We start from the raw sequence: 26,729 nt of genomic DNA, 5'->3' as shown, positions 1-26,729 counted from the left end.
AGTAATACAATAAATTAATTTAATAAAAAATCTTGACAATGGAAACTGTTTCCTGTACAATAATGTTATCAGATATGCGAACACGCTATACAGCGTAGAGAGGTAATAAAATGGATGATATATTTAGTTTTGGAAAATTTATAGCAGATAAAAGAAAAAAACTCGGAATAACATTGAGAGGAATGGCCGCTGAACTAGGAATTGCTCCCGCATATCTCAGTGACATTGAAAAAGGCAGAAGATATCCGCCGGATATGGATAGGCTTATACAAATAGCTAAAATTTTAAAATTAACTGAGGATGAGAAACATACAATGTTTGATTTAGCAGGAGAAGGTAAGAACACTATAGCACCTGATCTCCCGGAATATATTATGTCGTCTAAAAAAGTCAGGGTGGCATTAAGAAAAGCTAGAGAAGTTGCAACAGAGGAGGATTGGGATGAGTTTGTTAAAAAGCTAACTGAAAAAGGAGGCAAAGCCTAGTGCACATTGAAGTTAAAAGAAAAAGTAACGGTCTGCCAGTTCTTTCTAAAGGTGATATTGAAGAAATTGCGGAAGCATATTTAGGGGACTTTGATTCGAAAATATTAGAAAAACCTATGCCAACACCAATAGAAGAATTTTTAGAAAATTATTTACATCTTGAAGTTGATTATGCAGATATAACACCAGATGGAAGTGTTCTTGGATTAACAACTTTTAATAACGGAATTCTTACTGTATACGATTTAGAAAAAGATAAGTACAAGGATATATATGTGAAAAAAGGTACTGTAGTTATAAACAATGGTTTACTTACAGAAGATCAAGAAGGAAGATGCAGGTTTACCAACGCACATGAATGTGGCCACTGGATGCTGCATAGAGAAATGTTTGAGACGCATGAAGATCAGCTTAATATTTTTGATATGTTAGATAATGAAGAAGCTAAGTCAATAAAGTGCCTTAGAAGAAGTTTTGAAGATTATCCAGAGAAAAGAACATTTAAAACAGACAATGACTGGATGGAATGGCAGGCAAATTATACATCATCATGTTTGATAATGCCTAAAAAGACATTTATAATAGCGGCACAAAACATATTTAAAGAAGTCGGTATTGGTGATGATTATATAACTTTAGATAGAGATTTTGATACTTATGAATTTGCAAATGATATGTCAAGAGAACTTGCTGGAATATTTAACGTATCAATACAGGCAGCTTCAATTAGGCTGAGGCAATTAAAACTTGTAAGGGAAGAAACAGCACAATTAGCATATTGCTAATGTGCTGTTCAGTACATACTTTTTTTAACTTTATGTTAGCAAATTAGCTAACAAGCATAAAAGGTAACATAAGAGGGGGACGATTATGAATTTAAATTCTTCAAAATTGAAAGAACTAATGGAGATAAATGGTTTATCTCAAAATAAGTTAGCTGCCAAAGCTAATGTATCAAAAGGAACTATAAGTAGGGTTCTTAGTGGAAAAAGAGGAGTAGGCTGCAAGGTTGCAAGTGGACTTTTAAGAGTATTTCCAGAAGAGTCAGTAGATACTTTATTTAAAAAGAAAGGGGTGTTATAGATGGATATTAATATTAGGGTGAGAGTTGATTCTCCAGATATTATGAATGCTTTACTAGCTTTAGCTGAAGCGTTACCACAAATGAAAACAGGGGTTCAAATAAAAGAAGAACCTAAAGAAGTACAAGCATCAAAAGAAAAGGAAGAAGTTAAAACTACAACTTTAGAAGAGGTGAGAGCAGTACTTGCACAGCTTGCACAAGATGGTAAGCAGAAAGAGGTGAAAGAACTTATTAAAAAATTTGGTGGTAAAAAATTAACTGATATACCAAAGGATAAATACTCTGAGTTATTAAAAAAAGCGGAGTTGATTTAATGGGTGAACATGCACTTTTATCAGCTTCGAGTTCTCACAGGTGGATACAATGTCCACCTTCTGCAAGGCTTGAAGAAAACTTTGAAAATAAGGATAGTATTTTTGCTGCAGAAGGTACTGCTGCTCATGCATTAGCTGAATATAAACTAAAAAAGTACCTTGGAATAAAGATAAAAAAACCAAAGAGTGAATTTGATGAAAAGGAGTTGGAATATTATACAGATATTTATTTTGATTATGCCTGCGAACTTATAGCAGAAGCTAAAATTAGATCAAAAGATCCAATTATTCTAGTGGAACAAAAATTGGACTTCAGTAATTATGTAAAAGATGCTTTTGGTACTGGAGATCTTGTTATTGTTGCTGATAAGATTCTGGATATTGTTGATTTGAAATATGGAAAAGGTGTAGACGTTTCAGCTGCTCATAATCCTCAAATGATGCTGTATGCCATAGGTGCTCTTAATTTATTTGACAGCCTTTATGACATTGAAAAAGTAAGAATGACTATTTGCCAGCCGAGACTTGACAACATATCAACTTTTGAAATTACTGTAGATGACTTGATTAAATGGGCAGAAGATGTAGTAAAACCAAAAGCAGATCTTGCCATAAAAGGTGAAGGAGAATTTTGTGCCGGGGAGCACTGCAGGTTCTGCAGAGCTAAATTTAATTGCAGAGCAAGAGCAGAAGAAAATGTAAAAATGGCACAATATGATTTTAGAAAAGGTCCGCTTTTAAATGATGATGAAATTACAGAAATATTGTCAGGCATAGATGAACTACAAAAATGGGCAAATGATATCCAAGCCTATGCACTTGATAAAGCTGTAAATGAAAATAAGAAATGGGATGGTTTTAAGTTAGTAGAGGGAAGAAGCAGCAGAAAATATAGTGATGAAGAAGCTGTTTCTAAAACTTTAATAGATGCAGGATATAAAGAAGAAGATATATATTCTAAAAGTTTATTAGGTATTACAGCTATGGAAAAAGCTATGGGTAAAAAGAAGTTTAAGGAATTGCTTAATAATTTAGTTTACAAACCTCAAGGCAAATTGACCTTAGTGGTTGAGAGTGATAAAAGACCAGAAATAAAAAATACTGCAGAGTTAGATTTTAAATAAAAGGGAGAAGTGATAGTTATGATGTCAAATTTAACAAAGGTAATAACCGGTGTAGGAAGATTTAGTTATGCAAATGTATGGGAAGCAAAGAGTATCAATGGTGGAGATGCAAAATATTCTGTGAGTTTCATTATTCCAAAATCAGATAAGGCTACAATTAAAAAGATTAAAACTGCTATTGAAGAGGCAAAAAAGGAAGGTATATCAAAACTTGGAGGTAAGATACCGTCTAATCTGAAGATTCCTCTTAGAGATGGAGATATAGACAAACCTGATGATGAAGCCTATGCAGACAGCTATTTTATAAATGCTAACAGCAACATGAAACCTGGAGTTGTGGACAAAAATGTACAGCCTATATTAGATCAGAGTGAATTTTATAGTGGATGTTATGGCAGAGCCAGTGTTGTATTTTATGCCTATAATGCAAATGGGAATAAGGGCATAGCCTGTGGACTTCAAAATCTACAAAAGTTAAAAGACGGAGAACCACTAGGAGGAAGAAGTAAAGCTGAGGAGGATTTTGAACCAGTAGAAGTCGAAGATGATTTTTTAGACTAGAAGGGAGAGAAATCTCCCTAACTCATTTAGGAGATGGTTAATTGTTAGCTATTGATGTAGAAACATATTCCAGCACAGATCTTATAAAATGCGGAGTCTATGCTTATGTAGAAGCTTCAGATTTTGAAATTTTATTATTTGCATATGCTTATGATGATAACCCTGTTGAAATTATAGACTTAGCTTGTGGTGAGAAATTACCACAAGCTGTAATAGGAGATTTGATTAATCCTAAGATTATTAAAACCGCTTTTAACGCTAACTTTGAAAGAACGTGTTTAGCAAAGTATTTAAACAAATTTATGCCGCCAGAGCAGTGGAGATGCAGTGCTGTTCATTCACTTGAATTAGGACTTCCAACAAGTCTTGATAAAGTAGCTAAATGCATGAATCTTCAGCAACAAAAAATGAGTGAAGGAAAGGCTCTCCTTAGATACTTTTCTATGCCCTGTAAGCCTACCAAATCTAATAATGGAAGAACCCGCAATCTGCCAGAACATAATAGAGAAAAATGGGAGATATTTAAAAGATACTGCAAACAGGATGTAGAAGTTGAAAGAACTATAAGAAAAAAGTTAGATAGGTATCCAGCTGCAGAAAATGAATGGAAGCTGTGGGCACTGGACCAGAGAATAAATGATGGTGGGGTTAAGATAGATAAATTACTAGTTGAAAATGCTATAAAGTGTGATGAAGTTTATCAAAATCAAAAGATAAAAGAAGCTGCGGCTTTAACAAATCTTGAAAATCCAAATAGTCCGTTTCAATTAAAAGAGTGGCTTGAAACTAAAGGTATAAAGGTTAAAAGCTTATCTAAAGAAAAGGTAAAAGAATTACTAGGAGAAGTAGAAGATAATAAGGTTAAAAGAGTACTTGAGCTCAGGCAAGAATTATCCAAAACTTCTGTTAGAAAATATGAAGCTATGAAAAGAGCTATGTGCCATGATGAAAGAGTTAGGGGACTTATGAAATTTTATGGAGCAAATAGAACTGGGCGATGGAGTTCTAAGTTGGTTCAAACTCAAAATTTACCAAGAAATAATATGGATAATTTAGAAGATGCACGTATGCTCCTTAAAGCAGGGAATTTTGAAATGTTAGAAATTTTATTTGATAGTATACCGGATGTTTTATCCCAACTTATAAGGACAGCTTTTATTCCATCAAACAATTCAAGATTTATCGTATCAGATTTTAGTGCCATTGAAGCTAGGGTTATAGCCTGGATTGCAGGAGAAAAGTGGGTTATAGATACATTTAAAAGCAGCGGAAAGATTTATGAAATGACAGCAAGTAAGATGTTTGGAGTTCCAATTGAAAAGATAGTAAAAGGTAATCCCGAATATGTACTTAGGCAGAAAGGTAAAGTAGCAACTTTAGCCTGTGGATATCAAGGAAGCAGTGGTGCACTTATAGCTATGGGAGCTGTAAAGATGGGATTAAAGGAAGAAGAACTGCCGGAGATTGTTGCAGCCTGGAGAGAATCAAACTCTAATATAGTAAGACTTTGGAAGAAAATTGAGACAGCAGCAATAAAGTCAGTAGATGAAAAGAAAGTAGTGAAAATGCAGTATGGACTTGAATTTTCGTGTAGAGGTGGAGTTCTATTTATTAAGCTTCCGTCAGGCAGGAGCCTTGCTTATGTAAGACCTAGAATTGAAACAGATGTTAGATTTAATAAGCCTAAGCTAACTTATGAAGGAATAGAGCAAGGAACTAAGCAGTGGGGAAGACTCAATACTTATGGAGGAAAGCTTACTGAAAATATAGTTCAGGCAATTGCAAGGGACTGTCTGGCAGAAGCTATGCTAAGACTCGATAAAGCGGGATACAAGATAGCTTTCCATGTTCATGATGAAGTGATATTAGATGTACCAAATGGCTTTGGATCATTAAATGAAGTAAATAAAATTATGGGGGAACCTATAGAATGGGCTCCCGGACTTCCACTAAAGGCAGACGGGTTTGAAACAAGTTATTATAAAAAAGATTAAGCAAGGTGGTGAAAAGTATGAACACTGAGGTTAATTCTAAAATAAAGTTGAAGAATGATGGGATTATTAATATTGCTGTAGGTAGAAATCGTAAAGAATTAAAGTGGAAAAATAAACAAATGAAATGGTCAGAGTTTTTAGATAGAGTGAGTCAAACTACAAAGACAGCAGAAACCTATGAAGAATATAAAAAATTTTCAAAGGGTGAGCAGGATAACGTTAAAGATGTTGGAGGTTTTGTTGGTGGTACTTTAAAAAATGGAAGAAGAAAAAGTAATTCACTATTAAATAGATGCCTTCTTACTTTAGATGTTGATTATGGAAAAGAGGGATTATGGGATACCATTGAAATGTTATTTGATTTTGGATGCTGTATATATACAACCCATAAGCACAGCAAAAATAAGCCGAGGTTCAGGTTGATCATTCCTCTAAGCAGACAAGTAAATCCAGAGGAGTACGGAGCTGTATCCAGAATGGTTGCATCTGATATAGGTATAGATTATTTTGATGATACAACATATGAACCTTCAAGGCTTATGTACTGGCCTTCTACATCACAAGATGGAGAATTTGTTTTTGAATATATAGATGAAAAGTGGTTAAATCCAGATGAAGTTTTAAATAAATATGAAGATTGGCATGATACTTCATTTTGGCCTGAATCTTCGAGAAGTATAAAAAAGAGAGAAAAGTTGGCAGATAAGCAGGGAAATCCAAGAGAAAAAGGCGGCATAATAGGAGCTTTCTGCAGAAGTTATACAGTAATGGATGCTGTAGAAAAGTTTTTAAGTGACACCTATGCACCATGTGCTGATGAGAATAGATACACTTATACTAAAGGTTCAACTTCAGGAGGACTTGTTATTTATGAAAATGGTGACTTTGCTTATTCTCACCATGGAACAGATCCGGTGTCAGGTAAACTTTGTAATGCATTTGATTTAGTAAGGCTCCATAAGTTTGGTAATCTAGATGTAGATGTTAAAGAAGGAACACCAATAAATAGAATGCCATCTTTCAAAGCAATGCAGGAGTTTTCAATGAAAGATAATGAAGTGAAAAGACAGATAGCAGAGGAGCACATTAAAAATGCTAGAGAGGATTTTGCTGCAGGTGATGATTGGATAGATAAACTAGAGATTAATTCAAAAGGTGAGTTTAAAACAACTTTAACAAATTTTGTACTTATAATTGGGCATGATCCTGCTTTAAAAGGAATTGCTTATAATGAACACAGCGAAAGAATAGAAACATTAAGTGATATGCCTTGGAAAAGGTTAAAGGTTGGTTGGTCTAAAGGTGATGATGCGGGATTATCCTGTTATCTTGAGAAAAATTATAAACTGTGGGCTCCAAGTAAATGTCAGGACGCACTTTTAAAAGTTGCTATGGAGAAATCTTTTCATCCTGTAAAAGAATATTTAAATTCTCTTACTAAATGGGATGGAATAGAACGTGTAGATACACTGCTTATTAAATATTTAGGTGCAGAGGATAGTGAATATGTTAGAGCAGTTACCCGTAAAACTTTGTGTGGGGCAATAGCTAGAATTATGAAACCGGGAATTAAATTTGATACCATACTTGTTTTAAATGGCCAACAGGGAATAGGAAAAAGTACTCTTTTATCAAAATTAGGTGGAAAGTTTTTTAGTGATTCTTTAACTATATCAGATATGCATGATAAGACAGCAGCAGAAAAACTTCAAGGTAATTGGATATTAGAAATTGGAGAATTGGCGGGTATTAAAAAAGTTGATGAAGATACACTAAAGTCCTTTTTAACAAGGCAGGATGATAAGTTTAGAGCTAGCTATGGGCGTACAGTGGAAGAACACCCAAGGCAGTGTATTATTGTGGGCTCTACTAATAAGGAAACAGGATTTTTAAGAGATACTACAGGTGGAAGACGATTCTGGCCTGTAAAAGTTTATAGAAATTCTAGATTAAAACCCTGGGATATAAAGGATATAGATCAAATATGGTCTGAAGCATTAGAGATGTATAACAAAGGTGAATCTTTAATATTAGGTAGTTCATTAAATGAAGCAGCAGAAAAAGCACAAATTGAAGCTTTTGAAAGTGATGAAAGAGAAGGTGTAGTTAGAGAATACTTAGACAAACTTTTACCTGATAATTGGGTGGATATGGATTTATATGAGAGAAGAAGTTTCTTAAGATGTGATGATGATTTAGCACCAAAAGTTGTGGGAACAGTAAAACGTGAGTATGTTTGCATAATGGAGATATGGTGTGAATTATTTGGAAAAGATGCAAGTACTCTTAAAAAATCAGATTCATACGAAATAGGTGGAATAATGAGAAAAATTGAAGGATGGAAAAAAGATAATGATAGGATTCGCCTACCTATTTATGGCAGACAAAGAGTATTTAAAAGAGAAACTAAGGGACAATAAATATTAACTTGTCCCATACCATGTCCCAAGCTTTAAGGCTGTATATAACAAGGACTTAAAGGCTTATTAGGACAAGTGGGACAACTATTTTATATAGAGATATATGAATTAGAGATAATAGTATATATGTATGTTCCTATATGCGTATATGTATATAAGAAACCAGTGTCCAAGTTGTCCACTTGTCCCGGGATGTTTTAAAAGCTAGTAAATAAGCCATATGTAGTTGTGTACAACTAAAATAGGGGTATGGAATGTTAGAAAGTAAGATTGAAAATAAATTAAAAATTGAAGTTAAAAAACGTGGTGGTATGGCACTAAAGTTTGTATCGCCTGGTTTAGCAGGTGTGCCAGATAGAATTGTTTTAATGCCTAAAGGAAAAGTTGCATTTGTAGAACTTAAAGCACCAGGTAAAAAAATGAGAGTTCTGCAGCTTAAAAGAAAAAAACAGCTTGAAACTTTAGGTTTTAAAGTTTACCTAATAGATAGTTTTAAAGCAGTTAATGATTTTATTCAGGAGATGATGCTGTGATTTATAAACCTCATAATTATCAGAAGTATGCTGCACAGTGGATTTTAGATAAAGAAAAAGCAGGACTTTTAATGGACATGGGACTTGGAAAGACTGTAGTAACACTTACAGCCATAGATGAACTTATGTATGACTATTTTGATGTTACAAAAGTTTTAGTTATAGCTCCACTCAGAGTAGCAGAAGATACCTGGACCAGTGAAAGTGAAAAGTGGGATCATTTAAAACATCTAAAAATATCAAAAGTACTAGGAACAGAGAAAGAACGTACAGCAACATTAAATTATAAAGCAGATATTTATGTTATAAACAGAGAAAATGTGGTGTGGCTTGTGAAATATTATGGGAGATATTGGCCTTTTGATATGGTTGTTATAGATGAACTTTCAAGTTTTAAGTCTTCAAGATCTCAAAGATTTAAGGCATTAAGAAAAGTAAAACCTAAAAGAATAGTGGGACTTACAGGAACACCAGCACCAAATGGACTTATGGATTTATGGTCAGAGATTTATCTTTTAGATGGAGGAGAAAGACTTGGAAGAACAATAACAGGATATAGAGAAAGATATTTTTTACCGGATAAAAGAAATCAGAATGTGATATTTAGCTATAAGCCTAAAGAAGGGGCAAAAGAACATATTTATGAAAAATTAAAAGATATATGTGTAAGCATGAAAGCAGAAGATTATTTAAAACTTCCAGATAGGATAAATAATATAATAAAAATTAATTTATCAAAAGCAGCAATGAATAAGTACAAGCAACTAGAAAGAGATTTACTTCTCCCATTTAAAGATTCAGATGTAGTTGCAAATAATGCTGCTGTACTTACAAATAAGTTACTTCAAATAGCAAATGGTGCTGTATATGATGAGAATGGTGATGTTTTAGAAATTCATGATGAAAAAATAAAAGCCCTAGAGGATGTTATTGAAGCTGCTAATGGAAAGCCAGTACTTATATTTTATTCCTATAAACATGATAGAGATAGGCTTCAAAAATATTTTAAAGCAAAAGAATTAAAAACATCAGAGGATATTAAAGCCTGGAATAAAGGAGAAATTCCTATAATGTTAGTGCATCCGGCATCAGCAGGACATGGACTTAATCTTCAGGCAGGAGGAAATATAATAGTTTGGTTTGGACTTACCTGGAGCCTAGAACTTTATCAGCAGGCTAATGCCAGATTGTATAGGCAGGGACAGAAGCAAAATGTAATAGTGCATCATTTAGTAGCAAAAGGAACTATGGATGAAGATGTAATGAAAGCACTTCAAAATAAAGAAGTAGGACAGGAAGCACTACTTCAGGCAGTAAAAGCAAGACTTAATAATATAAAGTGACGAGGAGGAATACACATGAAACTTGTTTATATCTGTTCTCCACTTAGGGGCGATGTTGAAAAGAATAAAGAACGCGCAAATAACTATTGTCATTTTGCTGTAAAAGAAGGGGTATTGCCACTTGCACCACATACGATATTTACACAGCTCCTTGATGATGATATTGAAGAAGAACGCAAAAAAGGAATGAATCTCGGACTTGAACTTTTAAAGCATTGTGATGAATTATGGGTCTTTGGAAATATGATATCTGATGGGATGAAGGGTGAAATTAAAATAGCTGAAAAACTTGAAATGCCTGTGATAAGATTTAGCTCTGATTGTAAAAGAATATAGAACTAGTTTAGGAGGTTTGTTATGGAAACTAGAGAATATGTGGAGTATCTTTTGAAAAATTATAACGAAATAGTGAAGGATGTTGAGCAGATGAAGTTTGAATTAAAAACTTTTAAAGATGTAGAATCAGATGAGGTCATAGAATCACTAAATTTTTCTTCGCCAAATGATGAGAAAATTTCAACAAGCAGTATTTCAGATAAAACCTGCAAAATAGCATTAATATATGACGAGGTAGTTAAAAGAATAAATAATGAAACTAAAGAAGAAATTATTAAAATGATTAAGGCTACAGAATTTGAAATTACAAGATTAAATTACTGTATAGATAGATTACAAACTAAAATAAAAGAGGTTATTAAAGGGGTGTATATAAATAAAAAATCATTGAAATACATTGGAAATGAACTATTTATAAGTGAAAATACTGTAAATAGGTATAGAAAAAAGGGAATAGAAGAAATAATTGCAATGTATAATATCAGTAGACTGGCCATATAGCTGGTCTACTGATATTATATCATAAATTAGAAATATTTTTATTTGAAAATATATGAGTAAAATAGTATATTCATAGTATAATTTGTTTAATATGGTAGAGAAAAATATAAAAAAATTAACCTACTAGGTTAATAAAATTTGACTATGGAGGGTATAATATTATATAATGAATTTAGAATTTAAGTCTAGTAAAATAAAAAAACAATGTGAGAATCCTAAAATAGCTCAAAGAGAGTATGGTGCAAAAATTGGGAATAAGTTAACTCAAAGAGTTGCAGAATTAAATGGAGCTAAGAGTTTGTTAGATATAAGTAAAATTCCAGCGGCAAGGCTACATCAATTAGAAGGAGCTAGAGCAGATGAATATGCAGTTGATTTAGTTCACCCGTTTAGATTAGTATTTAAGCCTATTTTAGAAAAAAAAGGTGACATCAATAAACTAGAGTGTATTAACATTGTAAGAATTGAGGAGGTGATCGATTACCATGGAAAACAAAAAAGATAATAATAAATTTATGCCTGCTATTGCTATACCTCCAGGAGATACAATTCGTGAGAATATGGAGTATTTAGGAATGAATCAAGAAGAATTAGCTGCTAGACTTGGAATAACACCAAAACACTTAAGTAATGTTCTTAATGGTAATGCCCCAATAACTTATGAGACGGCTCTACGTTTGGAAACTGTTATCGGGCCGAGTGCTGAATTTTGGATGAAATTAGAAACACAATATCAACTTGATAAATCCAGGATTGAGAAAGAAGAAGAATTAGCACTTGACTTGGATATTGTAAAGAAAATTCCGTATAATAAAATGAGTAAGTTTGGATGGGTTGAGGAAACGACAGATAAGAAACAAAGAGTAACTAATTGTAGAGAATTTTTTGGAGTAGCCAACTTGTCTTTAATACAAACGTCATATAATGTGATGTTTAGAAAACAAAAGCTAAGGAATGAAATATCTGATTTGAGTGTTTTAGCATGGTTGAGAAGAGCAGAACTTAAAGGGCAATCTATAGAGGTTGAAGAATTTAATAAAAATAAATTAAAAAATTTAATTCCAACTTTTAGGAAATTGACATTGAGCGAACCTAGTGAGTTTTATCCTGAGATCAAAGAACTATGTGCTAAATGTGGAGTTGCATTAATGCTAGTACAAGATTTGCCTAAAACTTATATATTTGGAGCAACAATATGGAGAAACAATAAAGCTATATTAGCTTTAAGTGTTAGAGGTAAAAGAGCAGATATATTTTGGTTTACTTTTTTCCATGAGTTAGCTCATTTAATAAATCATTCAAAGAAAGAGTTCCATATTAATTATGAAAATGATGATAGTGAAAATGAGGCGGATAAGATGGCTAGTGACTATCTTATCCCTAATAAATTATACAATGAGTTTATTTCAGAATGCAATTATAAGAACAAAAGTTCTATAATTAAGTATTCTCATGAAATTGGAATTGCACCATGTATACTAGTAGGTAGGCTACTTCATGATAGATTAATAGATTATAAAATGTATAGTGATTTAAGACCATCTTTTGAAATTGTTTCAAATAAAAGTAATTAACTGATACTTTTGTGTTAGGAAACAGTTAGTCAACAGTAGAAAAGTTGATTGAAAGTTGGCAGTAATAATCCCCAAAACGTGTGTTATAATTTAAAGTGTAGAAATGTATAAAAACCTCTTAGAGCAATCTGAGAGGTTTTTCATAAGTAAAATTAAATATAGCTTCTGAGGAATTTTCCTTGGTGGCTTTTTTTATTGTTGGAGGAATTATGAATAAATGCAGAAGATGTGTATGGAGTGACAAAATAAGCGGTGACCTTATATTTTGTATGTTTCCAGGATGTATAAGAAAAAGTAAGAGGGTTAACAAAAATGATAGACCTAGAAAAAATATATAATCTTTGTAATAACTTTGAAGGATATTGTAGAGCTACTGGTATTAAAAAACTTATGGCACGAGGACTTAATGAAGGAGATGCAGTTAGTTATTATAATATTTGGAGAAGGCATTACTTAGAGTCAACTAGAGATGATTTGAGACTATCAGGGATTTTTATAAGGCAAGGTAGAAATAGAAAACGTCTTGAAGAATGTTCATACAAAGAAAGACAAAAATATTTAGAAGCCTTAAATAAGGATCAGCTAATTAAAATAACACAGGCTGTACTTAAATGAGTAGAGGTGAAAGTTGTGCCATTTAAACATCAAAGACCTTGTAGTTATCCAGGATGTCCTGAACTTACAAGTGAAAGATACTGTAGCAAACATCAAAAGGAAATAGAAAATAAGTACAACAAGACAAGCAGACCTTTTAAGAAACTCTACAACGGTAGATGGAGAAAACTTAGAAAACAATTTTTAAAAGAGCATCCTCTTTGTGAAGAATGTAAAAGAGAAGGTGTAGTTACCGCCGCAGAAGTAGTTGATCATGTTATACCTCACAAAGGTAATGAAGAACTTTTCTGGGATGAGAGTAACTGGCAATCTTTATGTAAGCATCATCATGATGTTAAGACTGCAAAGGAAGATGGTAGGTTTGGAAACAAGAATGAAGTTTATTCTTATTAAGTTATCAACAGAAACTTGTTTATAACCTGTGGACAACATGTTGATAATTTTTCAAAGGAGTAGGAAGAGGTAGGGGGTATAATTTCCTCTGGGGTTGTGCCGAAAAGGCCGGGTGGCCCCCTTCGTGTGAAAAATCGCAAAATTCCATAGGGGGGTATAGGCTAAAAATCAAATATGAAGAATGTTGAATTTTAAAGGAATTACAGAAAGTTTTGCACCTTAAGAAGTTAAATTAAAAATATACTTTTTAAGGTGTTTTCTATTTGCTTTTAAGGAAGGTGATAATTTGGAGATTCAAAAGGTATCTGTTAAAAAGCTTAATCCAGCTAAATATAATCCAAGAAAAGATTTAAAGCCGGGAGATCCTGAATATGAAAAGCTTAAAAGATCAATTGAAACTTTTGGATATGTAGAACCTGTAATTTGGAATAAGAAAACAGGAAATATTGTAGGGGGACATCAAAGATTTAAAGTTTTAAAGCAGGAAGGTGCGAAGGAAATTGAATGTGTAGTCGTTGATATAAGTTCAGATAAGGAGAAGGCGTTAAATGTAGCTCTTAATAAAGTAAGTGGAGAATGGGATATGCCAAAGTTAGCTGATATTTTAGATGAGCTTGATAAATCTATGTTTGATATCTCTCTTACTGGATTTGATGCAGCAGAGATAGAAGATTTATTTTCTAAAGTTCATGATAAAGATGTTAGTGACGATAACTTTGATGCAGATAAGGCTCTTGAAGAAATAGAAGAACCTATAACAAGAGCAGGTGATCTGTGGATCTTAGGAAAACACAGGTTAATATGTGGTGACAGCACTAAAACTTCTGATGTTGAAAAGCTTATGAATGGAAAGAAAGCTAATCTATGCGTTACCGATCCACCTTACAACGTTAATTATTCAGCAGGAAAAGAAAATGAAAGAGTTATAAAAAATGACAGCATGGATGATAAGAGTTTTCATGAATTTTTATTGGCTGCTTTTAAAAATATCTATTTAGTATTGGATGATGGTGCGGGAGCGTATATTTTCCATGCGGATACAGAAGGATTGAACTTTAGAAAGGCTTTTAAAGAGGCTGGCTTTCATCTTTCAAGTGTATGTGTTTGGGTAAAACAGTCATTGGTTTTAGGAAGAAGTGATTATCAATTCCAGCATGAGCCTGTACTTTATGGATGGAAACCAACAGGTAAGCATAGATGGTATTCAGACAGAAAACAGACAACTGTATGGAATTTTGATAGACCGAGCAAAAGTCCAGAACATCCAACAATGAAGCCAGTACCATTAATAGCATATCCAATTAAGAACAGCAGCATGACAAACTGTATAGTATTCGAGCCTTTTGCAGGAAGTGGATCTACTTTAATTGCCTGTGAACAAACAGATAGGATATGTTATGCAGTAGAGCTTGATCAAAAATATTGTGATGTTATTGTAAAAAGATATATAGAAACTGCTGGGAATGAAGGAGTTTTTCTAATTAGAGATGGCAAAAATATAGAATATAAAAATGTGCTTAAAGTTGAATAAGACTCTTGCTATTACTGTGCTTTAGAGTGATATATAGTATAACAAAAAAGCACATGGAGGAAAACAAAATGAAAGCATTATTTGGAAGAAAGGTTTTAAATTTAAAGGAACTTGAGGAATTTACAAAAGAAGCTAAAAAGGATGGAATGAGAGGAACAGCTTATGAAGTTATAAAAGAAATTGAATTAATTGATGATGAATTTGAACAGTTTGAAAAGGAACTTTGGAAGGATCAAACATGGATATCAGAAGAAGATGGCGGCTGCAATGAAAAAGGTGAGTTGAGATGCATAAGAGCAAAAAATACAAAAACAAATGAAAGCATCTTGGTAGATTCAGAAGGATATACATACCCAAGATATACAGCCATAGAAAAATAAAAAGCTTGCTGGGCTTTTTTTAGTGTATAAATTTAACTGATGCTAATATAAAAAGCATAATTGCTGAAATAGTTATAAGGGTATCTATTCTTATGAAACTTGATTTTTTCATTGATATCACCGCCTTGGTACTCATATTAGCCTTTATTCAAAGGAAATAAACCTTCATAAATAACTTGATATATCTGTGTTTTAGAGTGATTAATGTAATAACAAAAAGCACAGGAGGTAATTGATTTGGAAAGAAAAGAAGCTGTAAGAATATTAGGTGAGCATTTTGGTGTGAAACCAGAATATATGGGGGTACCAAGTTTTGCTTATCAAATTAAATCACTACAAGGAGTTATAACTGTTGATAAAGAAGGCGGTATCAAAAATTCAGAAGGCATAGAAGTAGAACTTGAAGAATTGTTAAATGATTTTCAAGAAGAAAGTATAAAAGCAGAGACTGAGCATTCAGAAATTATATTCTCAATGGCTGGGCATACAGGGATCACCTTAAGAAATTTAATAAATATGATAAGCAGCAAGCAGACTCTTATAAAAAAGGCATTAGCAATTGAAACGGATATTGTTACAGGAGAATTTGTGGAAGGTATAAACAATATAAGAATTGTAAGTATTGAAGATTTTAAAACAGCAGTTTTAGAAATTGGAGCAGAAAAGTGTCCGGGTATTAGTTTCGATTTTGAAAAGAAAACTTTAGAATTTAAATTTATAAAAGGAATTGAGGATGCTGAAATTGCTGACCAATTTGTTGAGGCACTTAATGAAAGCTCAAAGAAGTTTAAACATTCTTCTCCAAAGGAAAGGCAAACGGATAATGAAAAATACACCTTTAGAACCTGGCTTTTAAGGCTTGGATTTATAGGAGATAGGTATAAAGAGGCAAGGAATCAATTACTTAGTAAGCTAGATGGCAACAGTGCTTTTAGAAAAAAGTAATAGGAAGATCCTATTACTTTTTGATTACTCGATTAATTATCAGTAAGTTTTTTATAAATTGCAAGGTTTGCTGAATTTTTTCCAAGAAATTCAATGCGTGATTTTAAATTAAATTGATTTTTTTCATATGCTTGAAAAAATAGTCTTCCAGTTGATATGTGACTACCAGGTGTAGAATTGCTCCAATCACTAGCAGAGAATAAATCCTTAATTGAGAAAACATTACCTGATTTTTTAGAAGGTAGTTTATCAAGAACTTTACCAACAGTTAATATTTCGTCAATATAGTTAGGTAATGCTTGGGATATAAGATAGTCAGTTACTGTTAAATTTTTAGCATCTGCATATTTTTGAAGTTTTTTTAAGGTGGATTTTGAAACTCTTAAAGTAATTTGAGGCATAATTATCATCCTTTCAACAATGTAATTACATAGTATGAATGTCATAGTATGTAATTACATTGTATTGAATAAAAGATAAAATGTCAATAATTAATTAAAAAATTAGGAGGTGAAACCATGGCGACAAGAGGAAGAAAACCAAAACCAACAGCTCTAAAAGTTCTTGAAGGAAATCCAGGAAAAAGACCATTAAATATAAATGAACCAAAACCCGAAAAGAAAGCTCCAAAATGTCCGTCATGGCTTGAACCAGAAGCTAAAAAAGAATGGAGAAGGATGACAAAGACATTAGAGAAAATAGGTGTACTTACAAAAGTAGATGCGGCTGCTTTTGCTGGATACTGCCAGGCTTATGCAAGATGGAAAGAAGCAGAAGAGTTTTTAACAAAGCATGGTACTATTTTTAAAACACCATCAGGATATATTCAACAGGTACCGCAGGTTTCTATTGCTCAAACTTATCTTAAAATTATGAAAGACTTTTGCTCTGAATTTGGATTAACACCATCATCTCGTACTAGGATTAGGGTAGGTACAGAAACAGGTAAAACTGATGATCCTATGGAAGACATTCTAAGGATGGTGTGAAGATGTTTGACGAAAAGAAAGCAGAAAAGGTAGTAAAGTTCATAAATAATCTTAAGCACACAAAGGGCGTGTGGCATGGAGTTCCCTTTGATTTATTACCCTGGCAGGATAAAATTATAAGAGACATATTTGGAAATGTTAAAGAAAATGGATTTAGACAGTACAATACGGCTTATGTAGAAATTCCAAAGAAAAATGGAAAAAGTGAAATTGCCGCAGCTATAGCTCTTTACCTTACCTGTGCAGATAATGAATGGGGGGCTGAAGTTTATGGCTGTGCCGCAGACAGGCAGCAGGCATCTATAGTTTTTGATGTAGCAGTAGATATGGTTGACCAATGTCCGGCACTTAAAAAAAGAATAAAGCCTGTAATATCTCAAAAGAGATTAGTGTATATGCCTCTTGGAAGCTTTTATCAAGTTTTGTCATCGGAGGCTTTTTCAAAACATGGACTTAATGTTCATGGAGTAATTTTTGATGAGCTACATGCACAACCTAATAGAGAATTATATGATGTTATGACAAAGGGCAGTGGTGATGCAAGAATGCAGCCGCTGTTCTTTTTAATTACAACGGCTGGAACAGATAGAAATTCTATATGCTATGAGGTACATCAAAAGGCAGAAGACATTTTAAGAGGTAAGAAAATTGATAAAACTTTTTATCCTGTGATATATGGAATTAAAGATGAGGATGATTGGAGCTTAGAGGAGAATTGGTATAAAGCTAATCCATCACTAGGGCATACCATTGATATAGAAAAGGTTAGGAATGCTTTTAATAGTGCAAAGGAAAATCCAGCTGAAGAAAATATATTCAGGCAGCTTAGACTTAATCAATGGGTTAAACAATCTGTAAGATGGATGCCTATGGATGTTTGGAACAAGTGCTCTTTTGAAGTTAATATTGAAAAACTTAAAGGTAGAGAATGTTATGGCGGCTTGGATCTTTCAAGTACTAATGATATTACTGCCTTTGTTTTAGTATTTCCCCCAATAACTGAGGATGATAAATATTATGTTTTACCTTTCTTCTGGATACCAGAAGATAATTTGAAACTTAGAGTAAAAAGAGATCATGTTCCTTATGATGTATGGAAGAAACAGGGTTTTCTTGAAACTACAGAAGGAAATGTTATTCATTATGCTTTTATTGAAAATTTTATAGATAAACTTGGGACACAATTTAATATAAAAGAAATAGCTTTTGACCGCTGGGGAGCTGTGCAGATGGTTCAAAACTTAGACGGCTTAGGTTTTACTGTAGTTCCCTTTGGTCAAGGCTATAAGGATATGAGTCCACCAACGAAAGAGCTTATGAAAATAACTCTAGAACAGAAAATAGCTCATGGAGGACATCCTGTATTAAGTTGGATGATGGACAACATATTTGTGAGGACTGATCCAGCTGGAAACATAAAACCTGATAAAGAAAAGTCTACTGAAAAAATAGATGGAGCTGTAGCTTTAATAATGGCTCTTGATAGGGCAATAAGACATGAATCTAAAGAATCAGTTTATGAAAAAAGAGGAATGAGAAGTTTACTTGATTAGGAAGTGATGTTTTGAAATTTATAGATAGATGTAAGCTTTTTCTTACTCCACAGAATGCATTATTTGAAGTCCTGCAGAAATATTCTCAGGATTTTTTAAGTGGAGAAGATGTTCCTACAGCAGATAATACAACTATAGATGCTAATACAGCTATGAGTTTTACAGCAGTTTTTGCTTGTAACAGGGTACTTTCAGAAACTCTTGCTAGTTGTCCTATATTTTTATATGAGAAAGACAGTAAAGGCAATAGAGTTCAAGTTACAGATGCTCCAGAATATCAGCTGATGCATTATAATCCAAATCCAGAAATGACACCGGGGCAGTTTAAGGAAACAGGAATGAGTAATATGAACTTAGGTGGAAACTTTATAGCTCAAAAGGTATTTAATCTTCATGGTGATTTATTAGAACTTAGACCTATTTTATGGAATAGAGTAAGGATTGATATAGATAAAGACACAGGAAGGCTTCTTTACTTTATTGATGGTAAAACTGAGCCGAAGACAAGAGATGAAATACTGCATATACCGGGGTTAACTTTGGATGGCTATATAGGAGTAACACCTCTAACTTATGCGGCGTTAACTATTGATATTGGATTATCTCAAGACAAGTTTGAAAGAAATTTTTATCTTAATAGGGCATCGACAAGTGGAATATTTCAGTATCCTAATGAGCTAGGAGACGAAGCTTTTAAGAGATTAAAAAAGGACATAAAGAAAAATTATACAGGGCTTTCTAATGCAGGAGTGCCTATGATACTTGAGGGTGGAGGTCAATTTAAAGAAGTTACTATGAAACTTACTGATGCACAGTTTTTAGAATCCAAGAGATTTAGGATAGAAGATGTGTGTAGGATATTTAGAATACCACTTCATTTGGTACAAGATTTAACAAGGTCAACCAACAATAACATAGAACACCAAAGTCTTGAATTCATTGTTTATACAATGCTCCCCTGGTTTAAAAGATGGGAAGAAAATTTGAATTTGCAGTTGCTTTCAAATGAATCAAAAAGAAAAAATAGATATTTCGAGTTTAAAGTGGATGCACTTTTAAGAGGAGATGCCCAGACTAGAGCTTCAGCTTATGCACAGGGCAGACAATGGGGTTGGCTAAGTGTAAATGATATAAGAAGACTTGAAAACATGGACCCAATTGAAAATGGAGATATATATTTACAGCCTTTAAATATGAGTGAAGCAGGTTCTGTTGACATAGAAAATAAAAATAAGGAATTGGCGGAGAAAATATATGAAATGATTTCAAAAGGTGGTGAAAAGCGTGAGTAAATGTAAGAAGTTTTGGAAGTTTAATGCAAAAGAAAATAGTGATGAAGGAGAGCTTCTTTTATATGGAGATATAAGTGACTCCACTTGGTGGGGAGATGAAATTACACCTAAAAATTTTAAGGAAGAATTAGACTCACTTGGAGATATTAAAACCTTAAATGTTTATATAAACAGTGGCGGCGGTGATGTGTTTGCAGGACAGGCGATATATTCAATGCTAAAAAGGCATAGTGCAACAGTTAATGTTTATGTGGATGGACTTGCAGCAAGTATAGCTTCAATAATTGCTATGGCAGGAGATAGAGTTAAAATGCCTAAAAATGCAATGCTTATGGTGCACAATCCCTGGTCTTTTGGTATGGGGAATGCAAATGATTTTAGAAAATTAGCTGATGATTTAGATAAAGTAAGAGAAAGTATGATCTCAGTATATGAGGATAAAACAGGAATGGAGAAAGAAAGTATAGTTGAACTGATGGATGCAGAAACATGGATGACAGCAGAGGAAGCAGTAGAATTTGGTTTTGCAGATGAAATTGAAGAAGAAAAACAAGTAGCAGCTTCGTTGAATAATAGAATATTTGCTATTAATGGATTAAAGGTTGATATTACTAGATATAAAAATCTTCAAGTAGGCAAAATTCAGTTTAAAGAGTCAATTCCAAGTGAAAGTAAAATTAATAAGCTTAAAGAACAGCCTGTTAACATAGAAGAAATTAAAGAAAAAGTTACAGACAATAATAAAAATCCAACAGCTAAGGATGAAAAGCAGGTTCCTATAGATTTATACAAAAAGTTAAATGAAATTCATGAGAGGAGATTTAATATATGAGTTTAAAAGAAATATTAAAACAAAAACTTGACTCACAAGCAGCTGTAGTACAAGGTGCAATTGATGCAGCAAGAGCAATGAATGAAGAAGAGCAAAAGTTATATGATGATTTAGAGGTAGAAATTAAAAATCTTGAAAAAACAATAGAAGCAGAAGACAAGCTGAAAGAAAGAGAAAAGCTTAATAAGACACCAGTAAATGAGCCTATATATGCAAAGCCTAAAGATCCTAATGATAAAAAATGGAAAGGCGGCATGGGAGAATTTCTTCAAGCTGTAGCAAAGGCATCTTCACCAGGTGGAATAATGGATAATAGACTCATATATCAAAATTCAGCATCAGGTTTGAATGAAAGTGTAACGTCTGAAGGCGGCTTTATGCTGGAAAATGATTTTATACAGGATATGTTTGATGTTATGATGTCAGAAAGCCAGGTTGCAAACAGAATAAGAATGATTCCAATTGGTGCAAATACAAATAGACTAAGAACTCTTGGAATTGATGAAACTAGCAGAGCAAATGGAAGCAGATGGGGCGGTGTTCAAGCTTACTGGATAGCTGAAGCAGAAACTGTTACAAAATCAAAACCTAAATTCAGAGAAATTGATATGGCACTTCAAAAATTACTGGCACTTTGTTATGTTACAGATGATTTACTTCAGGATGCAACAGCTCTTGAGGCAATAGTAAAACAAGCTTATGCTGATGAAATGAGTTTCAAAATAGATGATGCAATTATAAATGGTACTGGTGTAGGAATGCCGCTTGGAGTATTAAATTCAGATGCACTTGTAACTGTAGCAAAAGAAAAAGATCAAGCTGCAGGAACTATAAAGTATGAAAATATACTTAAAATGTGGAGTTCAGTGCCCGCAAGGCTTAGAGCTAATGCCGTGTGGTATATTAATCAAGAAATAGAACCACAGCTTTACACAATGGCACTTAATATAGGAACAGGAGGAGCACCTGTATTTTTACCATCTGGAGGAGCTTCAAGTTCACAGTACAGCACTCTTTTAAATAGACCAATAATTCCAATAGAGCAGTGTTCTGTGCTTGGTAAAAAGGGAGACATCATACTTGCAGATCCAACCCAGTATATTGGAATAGATAAAAAGGCACCAACAGCAGATGTGTCAATACATGTAAGATTCTTGTATGATGAGCAGGTATTTAGATTTATTTATAAATTCAATGGTGCTCCATATAGAAGTAAACCTATTACACCTTATAAAGGTGCTAGTTATTTGAGTCCATTTGTTACTTTGGGGGATAGGTAAGCAGATATAATATTTTTATTGTGTATAAGTTTTGATATAATATATATAAAATAGTTAATAACTTTTATACATATTATAGTTAATTTATATTGGGGGAATAAGGATGGATGTATTTGGGTGTCTATTACCAAGAAATTTGATCTACGCTATTCCATATTTCAAATGTCAAGGATCAAATATACCTGAAATAGGTAAGGAGTTTCTACAAGAACAATTATTATTATCTGAAGAAAATCATGATTTAGTTAAATTAGCTCGTGGTGAAGGAAGAAAGTCTATTTTAGATTCTATAATTGATAAACCTGATATAATCTTTGATTGGGGAGAAAAGTCTATACATGCATTTTTGGAAAATTCTAAAGTTAGGGATTTTTTGGAACCAAATGTAGTAAATAAAGAGATGTTGTTAAGTTTTGTTAATTTGTACAAAGAAGAACTTGCCAAACATTGTAATAGATACTTTAAAAAGCGTAACCCGTATGTCAATAGTGATGAGGTTATTGATAAGATAAGGAAAGCTATTAAGAGTATAGATTCGTATAATGAATTAATTATTATTAAAGACTGGTTGTGCTATGCTCTTCATACTGCTGGTAATAAAGATTTTAGAGCAATAAGTCCATGGGTTTCAACATCAATGGGAGATAAGAGATATAAAACTGCTTATCTTTATGGTTCTGGAAATTATAGCATATTTAAGCCCAATAATAAGAATTACTCATTTAATAAAAGATTTGTTGTTTTAGATTACTGGGTACCTGTTAACGAGGAAGGCCTTACATATAGAAATGCTGATTATGTTGGGAATAAGTTAAGAAATATGGGAATACCATGGCATTTTAATAGGCATAATGAAGTTATGGTTAAGTATGGTCTGCTACCACATCAGTTAATAGGATACTATTATTTTGAAAACGATCAATTAAAATATTATTTTATAAATCATCACTATTTAGATGAGTGGAAGGAAAATAGTAATTTTAAAATTGGTGATAATGTATATATAGACCAAACAAATGTTGATTTCCCAAGTAATAATCCTTATAGGGTAATATACTTAAAGCATGGAAGAAGTTTTTCTATTTTTGGTAGAAGGTAAAATTAATCTAATGCAAATTTTAAAGTAAGGCAGCCTTAGTGCTGCCTTAGTTATTTGAAGGAGGAAAATGAATTATGACATTAATTGAAAAATATAAATTAATACAAGCATTTGAACCTAAAACAACAAATGCTGCAATAACAAGTAATTATGTAACTTTAAAGAATTCTATTACAGCAACAGTTGTTGTAAATCTAGCTCAAACAGTGGGGCATACAACACAAATTCCTTTATATCAGGCACAAGATATAGAAGGAACTGGTGCAAAGCCTTTAGCAAATGATGTTCCTATTCTTGCAAATGAAGATGTTTCAGCAAGTGATACATTAGTAAGGCAAGCAGATGGAGTAAGTTATACTGTAGCAAATACTGCAAAGAATAAGCAGGTAATATTTCACGTTGATCCAGCTAAACTTGATATAAATAATGGGTTCACTTGTTTAAATGTGAGAATTGGAGCTAGTTCACAAGCTACAAACTTTGCAAGTGGCGAATTTATATTGGAAAATAAATATGCTGAGGATGAAAAAAATTAGATATTAGGTAATTAGATTTTGGGAGCCATCTAGGCTCTTTTGTTTTTGGGGTGATTTTATGGCTTTAAAAATTATAACACCACCTGCAGCTGAACCTATAACTTTGGAGGAAGCAAAACATCATTTAAGAGTAACCGGAAGTGATGATGATATTATTTTGCTCAGTATGATCAAGCAGGCTAGAGAATTCTGTGAGGATTTTCAAAACAGAAAATACATTACCCAGACTTTAGAAATGGTATTAGATTCTTTTCCAAATGATAATTATATTTCATTTAAAAACTGTTCACCAGTTCAAAGTGTAGAAAATATTAAATATTATGATACAAATGGGCAGGAATATATATTTGATTCAAGTAACTATATTGTTGATACAGATAGCTTTGTTAACAGAATTGTACTTGGATACTGTAAGCTATGGCCAACAATAGCATTACAATCTGTTAATGCTGTAAGAGTAAGATTTACAGCTGGCTTTGGAAATACAGGAGTAGATGTTCCTGAAACAGTTAAATGGGCAATGATCCTCCACATGAGACTTCTTTATGACGATTATAAGCCTGATGAAAGAACTAAGATTGAAGAAGCAAGAAATTCATTATTAAGTATGAATAGAGTGATACCAGTATGAGAACTGAGGAATTGAAACATAAAATAACCTTTCAAAAACTTACAACAACTACAAATGAAAACGGATTTGAAGTTGAAGTATGGGGGGATTACTTAACTGTTTGGGCAGCAGTATCAAATCTGATAGGAAGAGAATATTTTGCAGCTGCAGCTGTGCAGGCAGAAAAAACTGTTAAGTTTACTATAAGGTATCTACAAGGTATAACAGGTGATATGAGGATATTATTTGAAGATAAACAGTACAATATAACTTTCATAGATAACATTAAATATAGAAACAAATATATAGAAATAAAAGCTTTGGAGGTTGAGAATAGTGGCTAATATAGAACTTACGGGTGTTGATGAAATATTAAATAGGCTCCAACAAATAGGTTCAAATGTAGGAAGACTTGAAAATAAAGCATTAAAAAATGCGGCAGAACCCGTACTTGAAGATGCAAAAGCAAATGTTCCTGTGAGGACTGGGAAACTTAAAAAAGGTCTTAAGATAACCAATGTAAAAAAGAAAGAGGGGATAAAATACATTTTTGTAGGTGTAGATAAAGGAGATAATTCAGAAATATTTTATGGAAAGTTTATTGAATTCGGTACTAGTAAGAGAGCAGCCCATCCTTTCCTCCAGCCTGCTTATGAGAAAAATAAAAATACAATAAAAGAAATTATAGCTGAAACTTTGAGGGAAGGATTAAAGTGATAAACAAATTAGTAGTAGAAGCTTTAAAACCTCTTAAAGTACCTGTTTCATTTCAAAAATATAAAGGAAAAGAAAATACTTATATAACCTTTTTTAATTATCTAGAACAGGGTGAGCAGTATGCTGATAATGAAGAAAAAGCTACAGGTTTTTATATTCAGGTAGATGTATGGAGCAAAAATGATTATACAGAGATTGTAGAAAAAGTAAAAAACGCTATGAAAGCCGCAGGGTTTATGAGAACTTCTGCGGCTGATTTATTTGAAAGTGATACTAAAATATATCATAAGGCAATAAGATTTTTTATTCAGATGGAAGGGGGACAGTAAGTTATGTCAGGAATAGTAAATAGTGCTCCTATAGGAGTAGAAAATTTAGTTTATGCTGTTTTAACAGATGAAGTAACTGCAGTTTATGATAAACCGGCTTTAATTTCACCAGCAATAAATGTAAAGATAAATCCAAAGAGTAATTCAGATACGTTATATGCTGATAATAGAGCTGTAGAAACAGCTACATCATTAGGTGAGATAGATGTAGAAATTGAAACGCAGGATCTACCACTTGAAGTACAGGCAGAACTTTTAGGACACAAGATCGATTCAGCAACTAAAGTAATGTGTTCAGATGTTCAAGATTCAGCACCATATGTTGCTGTAGGTTTTAAAATTAAAAAAGCTAATGGAAAGTATAGATATGTATGGCTTCTTAAAGGTAAATTTAGTGAACCGGAAGAAGAACATTCATCACAGGAAGATAAAACAAAATTCCAGACACCTAAAATTAAAGGCACATTTGTTACAAGAACAGATGGTAAGTGGAAATATACAGCTGACGAAGATAGTGGATTTACAGGTGGAGCCACATGGTTTGGCAGTGTGTATAAACTAATAAGTATACCAGCGGCACCAACTAATCCAGTACAGGATGATACAGCTAATACTTTTGGATGGACTAATGTTAGCGGATATGATAAAGCATCAGATTATGAATACAGCACAGATGGTGGAGCAACGTGGTCAGCAGCAACAGCGAATCCACAAAGTGTTGGAAATAGCAGTTATGTTATAGGAAAAGTACAGGTAAGGGTAAAGGCAGATACAGAAAATAATAGACCAGCAGGGTTAGTATTAAGTTCAACATCAGCATATACTGCAGGTTAAATTAAAAATTTGGAAGAGCCATGTTAATTTCTGGGAGGGATAGAATGTGGAGATAGTATTGAACAATAAAACATATGTAATGCCTAAAGTTAAAACGAGGATGCTTAGAAAGGCTATTGAAATTAATGAAAATATAGATTTTAGTAACATGAAGACAAAAGATTTAGATGGACTCGTGGATTTTATAGTAGATTTATATGGAAATAAGTTTAGTAGAGATAATTTTTATGATGGACTGGATGCAGATAAACTTATAGAAACTCTTAATAATAGTATAAATGGTATAGTAGGAAATCTAGGAAACAAGTTAAAGGAATTCCCAAACAAGTAAGCGGAGGTAGTGATGAAAAGCTGTCTCCGCTTGATTTTATAAAGGAGATTTATTCTAAACTTTTAGAACAGGGATGGACACTAAATGATGTTGATGAAATGGATATATTTTATTACTTTGACATTTTAATTTACAGGGCAAATAAGAAATACAAGCAGAATTTAGATGCCGTTTTAAATATATTGTAAAGAAGG

The 26,729-nt window shown here is 32.9% G+C and carries 33 protein-coding genes; 32 read left to right on the top strand and 1 reads right to left on the bottom strand.

Translation table 11 applies throughout. The features are described 5' to 3' along the window. The first annotated feature begins 110 nt into the window (after positions 1 to 110). From AB8S09_RS02415 to AB8S09_RS02325, 19 genes are all read left to right on the top strand, one after another. The gene (locus tag AB8S09_RS02415; protein WP_195509882.1) at positions 111 to 485 is read left to right on the top strand and encodes a helix-turn-helix domain-containing protein; all 375 of its coding nucleotides are present in this window, start codon (positions 111 to 113) and stop codon (positions 483 to 485) included. Beyond that, positions 485 to 1,270 carry an ImmA/IrrE family metallo-endopeptidase gene (locus AB8S09_RS02410; protein ID WP_369868438.1) on the top strand — a complete coding sequence of 262 codons (786 nt, stop codon included), beginning with the start codon at positions 485 to 487 and terminating at the stop codon, positions 1,268 to 1,270. The genes AB8S09_RS02415 and AB8S09_RS02410 overlap by 1 nt, the downstream gene beginning before the upstream one ends. Positions 1,271 to 1,355: 85 nt before the next feature. Beyond that, positions 1,356 to 1,568: a helix-turn-helix domain-containing protein gene (locus AB8S09_RS02405; protein ID WP_369868437.1), complete on the top strand. Its 213-nt coding sequence runs from the start codon at positions 1,356 to 1,358 to the stop codon at positions 1,566 to 1,568. Further along, on the top strand, positions 1,569 to 1,883 hold the full coding sequence (locus tag AB8S09_RS02400; RefSeq protein ID WP_369868436.1) for an rRNA biogenesis protein rrp5: 315 nt from the start codon (positions 1,569 to 1,571) through the stop codon (positions 1,881 to 1,883). Further along, on the top strand, positions 1,883 to 3,007 hold the full coding sequence (locus AB8S09_RS02395) for a DUF2800 domain-containing protein (RefSeq protein ID WP_369868435.1): 1,125 nt from the start codon (positions 1,883 to 1,885) through the stop codon (positions 3,005 to 3,007). The genes AB8S09_RS02400 and AB8S09_RS02395 overlap by 1 nt, the downstream gene beginning before the upstream one ends. Before the next feature lie 21 nt (positions 3,008 to 3,028). Further along, positions 3,029 to 3,568 (top strand): DUF2815 family protein, encoded by a 540-nt coding sequence (locus tag AB8S09_RS02390; RefSeq protein ID WP_440132412.1) that lies wholly within the window; start codon positions 3,029 to 3,031, stop codon positions 3,566 to 3,568. 41 nt (positions 3,569 to 3,609) lie between these two features. Then, positions 3,610 to 5,562: a DNA polymerase gene (locus tag AB8S09_RS02385; RefSeq protein ID WP_369868433.1), complete on the top strand. Its 1,953-nt coding sequence runs from the start codon at positions 3,610 to 3,612 to the stop codon at positions 5,560 to 5,562. A 17-nt stretch (positions 5,563 to 5,579) separates the two neighbouring features. Beyond that, positions 5,580 to 7,982: a virulence-associated E family protein gene (locus AB8S09_RS02380; protein ID WP_369868432.1), complete on the top strand. Its 2,403-nt coding sequence runs from the start codon at positions 5,580 to 5,582 to the stop codon at positions 7,980 to 7,982. A gap of 254 nt (positions 7,983 to 8,236) precedes the next feature. Further along, a complete protein-coding gene (locus AB8S09_RS02375; protein ID WP_369868431.1) occupies positions 8,237 to 8,515 on the top strand; it encodes a VRR-NUC domain-containing protein in 279 nt (92 codons plus the stop codon). Continuing rightward, entirely contained in the window at positions 8,512 to 9,858 is a 1,347-nt protein-coding gene (locus AB8S09_RS02370; protein ID WP_369868430.1) for an SNF2-related protein, read from the top strand. The genes AB8S09_RS02375 and AB8S09_RS02370 overlap by 4 nt, the downstream gene beginning before the upstream one ends. A 15-nt stretch (positions 9,859 to 9,873) precedes the next feature. Beyond that, entirely contained in the window at positions 9,874 to 10,194 is a 321-nt protein-coding gene (locus AB8S09_RS02365) for a DUF7768 domain-containing protein (RefSeq protein ID WP_369868429.1), read from the top strand. 21 nt (positions 10,195 to 10,215) lie between these two features. Continuing rightward, positions 10,216 to 10,695: a hypothetical protein gene (locus AB8S09_RS02360; protein ID WP_369868428.1), complete on the top strand. Its 480-nt coding sequence runs from the start codon at positions 10,216 to 10,218 to the stop codon at positions 10,693 to 10,695. A gap of 166 nt (positions 10,696 to 10,861) precedes the next feature. Next, positions 10,862 to 11,200, top strand: a complete 339-nt coding sequence (locus AB8S09_RS02355) for a hypothetical protein (RefSeq protein WP_369868427.1) — start codon at positions 10,862 to 10,864, stop codon at positions 11,198 to 11,200. Continuing rightward, positions 11,181 to 12,269 carry a HigA family addiction module antitoxin gene (locus AB8S09_RS02350; protein WP_369868426.1) on the top strand — a complete coding sequence of 363 codons (1,089 nt, stop codon included), beginning with the start codon at positions 11,181 to 11,183 and terminating at the stop codon, positions 12,267 to 12,269. The genes AB8S09_RS02355 and AB8S09_RS02350 overlap by 20 nt, the downstream gene beginning before the upstream one ends. Positions 12,270 to 12,581: 312 nt before the next feature. Beyond that, positions 12,582 to 12,884: a hypothetical protein gene (locus AB8S09_RS02345; protein WP_369868425.1), complete on the top strand. Its 303-nt coding sequence runs from the start codon at positions 12,582 to 12,584 to the stop codon at positions 12,882 to 12,884. Between the two features lie 15 nt (positions 12,885 to 12,899). Continuing rightward, positions 12,900 to 13,277, top strand: a complete 378-nt coding sequence (locus tag AB8S09_RS02340) for an HNH endonuclease (RefSeq protein ID WP_369868495.1) — start codon at positions 12,900 to 12,902, stop codon at positions 13,275 to 13,277. 286 nt (positions 13,278 to 13,563) lie between these two features. After that, entirely contained in the window at positions 13,564 to 14,808 is a 1,245-nt protein-coding gene (locus AB8S09_RS02335) for a site-specific DNA-methyltransferase (RefSeq protein WP_369868424.1), read from the top strand. 68 nt (positions 14,809 to 14,876) lie between these two features. Beyond that, positions 14,877 to 15,188 carry a DUF6329 domain-containing protein gene (locus tag AB8S09_RS02330; RefSeq protein WP_369868423.1) on the top strand — a complete coding sequence of 104 codons (312 nt, stop codon included), beginning with the start codon at positions 14,877 to 14,879 and terminating at the stop codon, positions 15,186 to 15,188. A gap of 237 nt (positions 15,189 to 15,425) precedes the next feature. After that, positions 15,426 to 16,133: a virulence-related protein gene (locus tag AB8S09_RS02325; protein WP_369868422.1), complete on the top strand. Its 708-nt coding sequence runs from the start codon at positions 15,426 to 15,428 to the stop codon at positions 16,131 to 16,133. Between the two features lie 32 nt (positions 16,134 to 16,165). Here the strand turns inward: AB8S09_RS02325 and AB8S09_RS02320 are convergent, their stop codons facing one another. Next, on the bottom strand, positions 16,166 to 16,534 hold the full coding sequence (locus AB8S09_RS02320; RefSeq protein ID WP_369868421.1) for a DUF1413 domain-containing protein: 369 nt from the start codon (positions 16,532 to 16,534) through the stop codon (positions 16,166 to 16,168). Between the two features lie 117 nt (positions 16,535 to 16,651). Between AB8S09_RS02320 and AB8S09_RS02315 the strand changes: the two genes are divergently transcribed. The 13 genes from AB8S09_RS02315 (at position 16,652) to gpG (ending at position 26,535) form a co-directional block, all read left to right on the top strand. Next, on the top strand, positions 16,652 to 17,122 hold the full coding sequence (locus tag AB8S09_RS02315) for a phage terminase small subunit P27 family (protein WP_122057954.1): 471 nt from the start codon (positions 16,652 to 16,654) through the stop codon (positions 17,120 to 17,122). A 2-nt stretch (positions 17,123 to 17,124) separates the two neighbouring features. Then, the gene (locus tag AB8S09_RS02310; protein WP_369868420.1) at positions 17,125 to 18,675 is read left to right on the top strand and encodes a terminase large subunit; all 1,551 of its coding nucleotides are present in this window, start codon (positions 17,125 to 17,127) and stop codon (positions 18,673 to 18,675) included. 11 nt (positions 18,676 to 18,686) lie between these two features. Then, a complete protein-coding gene (locus tag AB8S09_RS02305; protein ID WP_369868419.1) occupies positions 18,687 to 19,967 on the top strand; it encodes a phage portal protein in 1,281 nt (426 codons plus the stop codon). Continuing rightward, positions 19,960 to 20,799 carry a head maturation protease, ClpP-related gene (locus AB8S09_RS02300; RefSeq protein WP_369868418.1) on the top strand — a complete coding sequence of 280 codons (840 nt, stop codon included), beginning with the start codon at positions 19,960 to 19,962 and terminating at the stop codon, positions 20,797 to 20,799. Before AB8S09_RS02305 ends, AB8S09_RS02300 begins: the two co-directional genes overlap by 8 nt. After that, positions 20,796 to 22,079 (top strand): phage major capsid protein, encoded by a 1,284-nt coding sequence (locus AB8S09_RS02295; RefSeq protein WP_369868417.1) that lies wholly within the window; start codon positions 20,796 to 20,798, stop codon positions 22,077 to 22,079. The genes AB8S09_RS02300 and AB8S09_RS02295 overlap by 4 nt, the downstream gene beginning before the upstream one ends. A 103-nt stretch (positions 22,080 to 22,182) precedes the next feature. Next, positions 22,183 to 23,178 (top strand): hypothetical protein, encoded by a 996-nt coding sequence (locus AB8S09_RS02290; protein WP_369868416.1) that lies wholly within the window; start codon positions 22,183 to 22,185, stop codon positions 23,176 to 23,178. Positions 23,179 to 23,252: 74 nt separating this feature from the next. Then, the gene (locus AB8S09_RS02285; RefSeq protein WP_369868415.1) at positions 23,253 to 23,714 is read left to right on the top strand and encodes a hypothetical protein; all 462 of its coding nucleotides are present in this window, start codon (positions 23,253 to 23,255) and stop codon (positions 23,712 to 23,714) included. Positions 23,715 to 23,772: 58 nt separating this feature from the next. Continuing rightward, positions 23,773 to 24,345, top strand: a complete 573-nt coding sequence (locus tag AB8S09_RS02280; RefSeq protein WP_369868414.1) for a head-tail connector protein — start codon at positions 23,773 to 23,775, stop codon at positions 24,343 to 24,345. Further along, on the top strand, positions 24,342 to 24,668 hold the full coding sequence (locus tag AB8S09_RS02275) for a phage head closure protein (protein ID WP_369868413.1): 327 nt from the start codon (positions 24,342 to 24,344) through the stop codon (positions 24,666 to 24,668). Before AB8S09_RS02280 ends, AB8S09_RS02275 begins: the two co-directional genes overlap by 4 nt. Next, a complete protein-coding gene (locus tag AB8S09_RS02270; RefSeq protein WP_369868412.1) occupies positions 24,661 to 25,041 on the top strand; it encodes an HK97-gp10 family putative phage morphogenesis protein in 381 nt (126 codons plus the stop codon). The genes AB8S09_RS02275 and AB8S09_RS02270 overlap by 8 nt, the downstream gene beginning before the upstream one ends. Then, positions 25,038 to 25,370, top strand: a complete 333-nt coding sequence (locus tag AB8S09_RS02265) for a hypothetical protein (RefSeq protein WP_369868411.1) — start codon at positions 25,038 to 25,040, stop codon at positions 25,368 to 25,370. Before AB8S09_RS02270 ends, AB8S09_RS02265 begins: the two co-directional genes overlap by 4 nt. 3 nt (positions 25,371 to 25,373) lie before the next feature. Next, on the top strand, positions 25,374 to 26,204 hold the full coding sequence (locus AB8S09_RS02260; protein WP_369868410.1) for a major tail protein: 831 nt from the start codon (positions 25,374 to 25,376) through the stop codon (positions 26,202 to 26,204). A gap of 46 nt (positions 26,205 to 26,250) precedes the next feature. Next, positions 26,251 to 26,535 carry a phage tail assembly chaperone G gene (gene gpG / locus AB8S09_RS02255; RefSeq protein WP_369868409.1) on the top strand — a complete coding sequence of 95 codons (285 nt, stop codon included), beginning with the start codon at positions 26,251 to 26,253 and terminating at the stop codon, positions 26,533 to 26,535. Positions 26,536 to 26,729 lie beyond the last annotated feature (194 nt).

It is taken from the genome of Clostridium lapidicellarium (genome assembly GCF_041224415.1).
Taxonomy (GTDB): domain Bacteria; phylum Bacillota; class Clostridia; order Clostridiales; family Clostridiaceae; genus Clostridium_B; species Clostridium_B lapidicellarium.
Note: the sequence above shows the minus strand (reverse complement) of the source record. Positions and strands in the feature narration are given on the sequence as shown.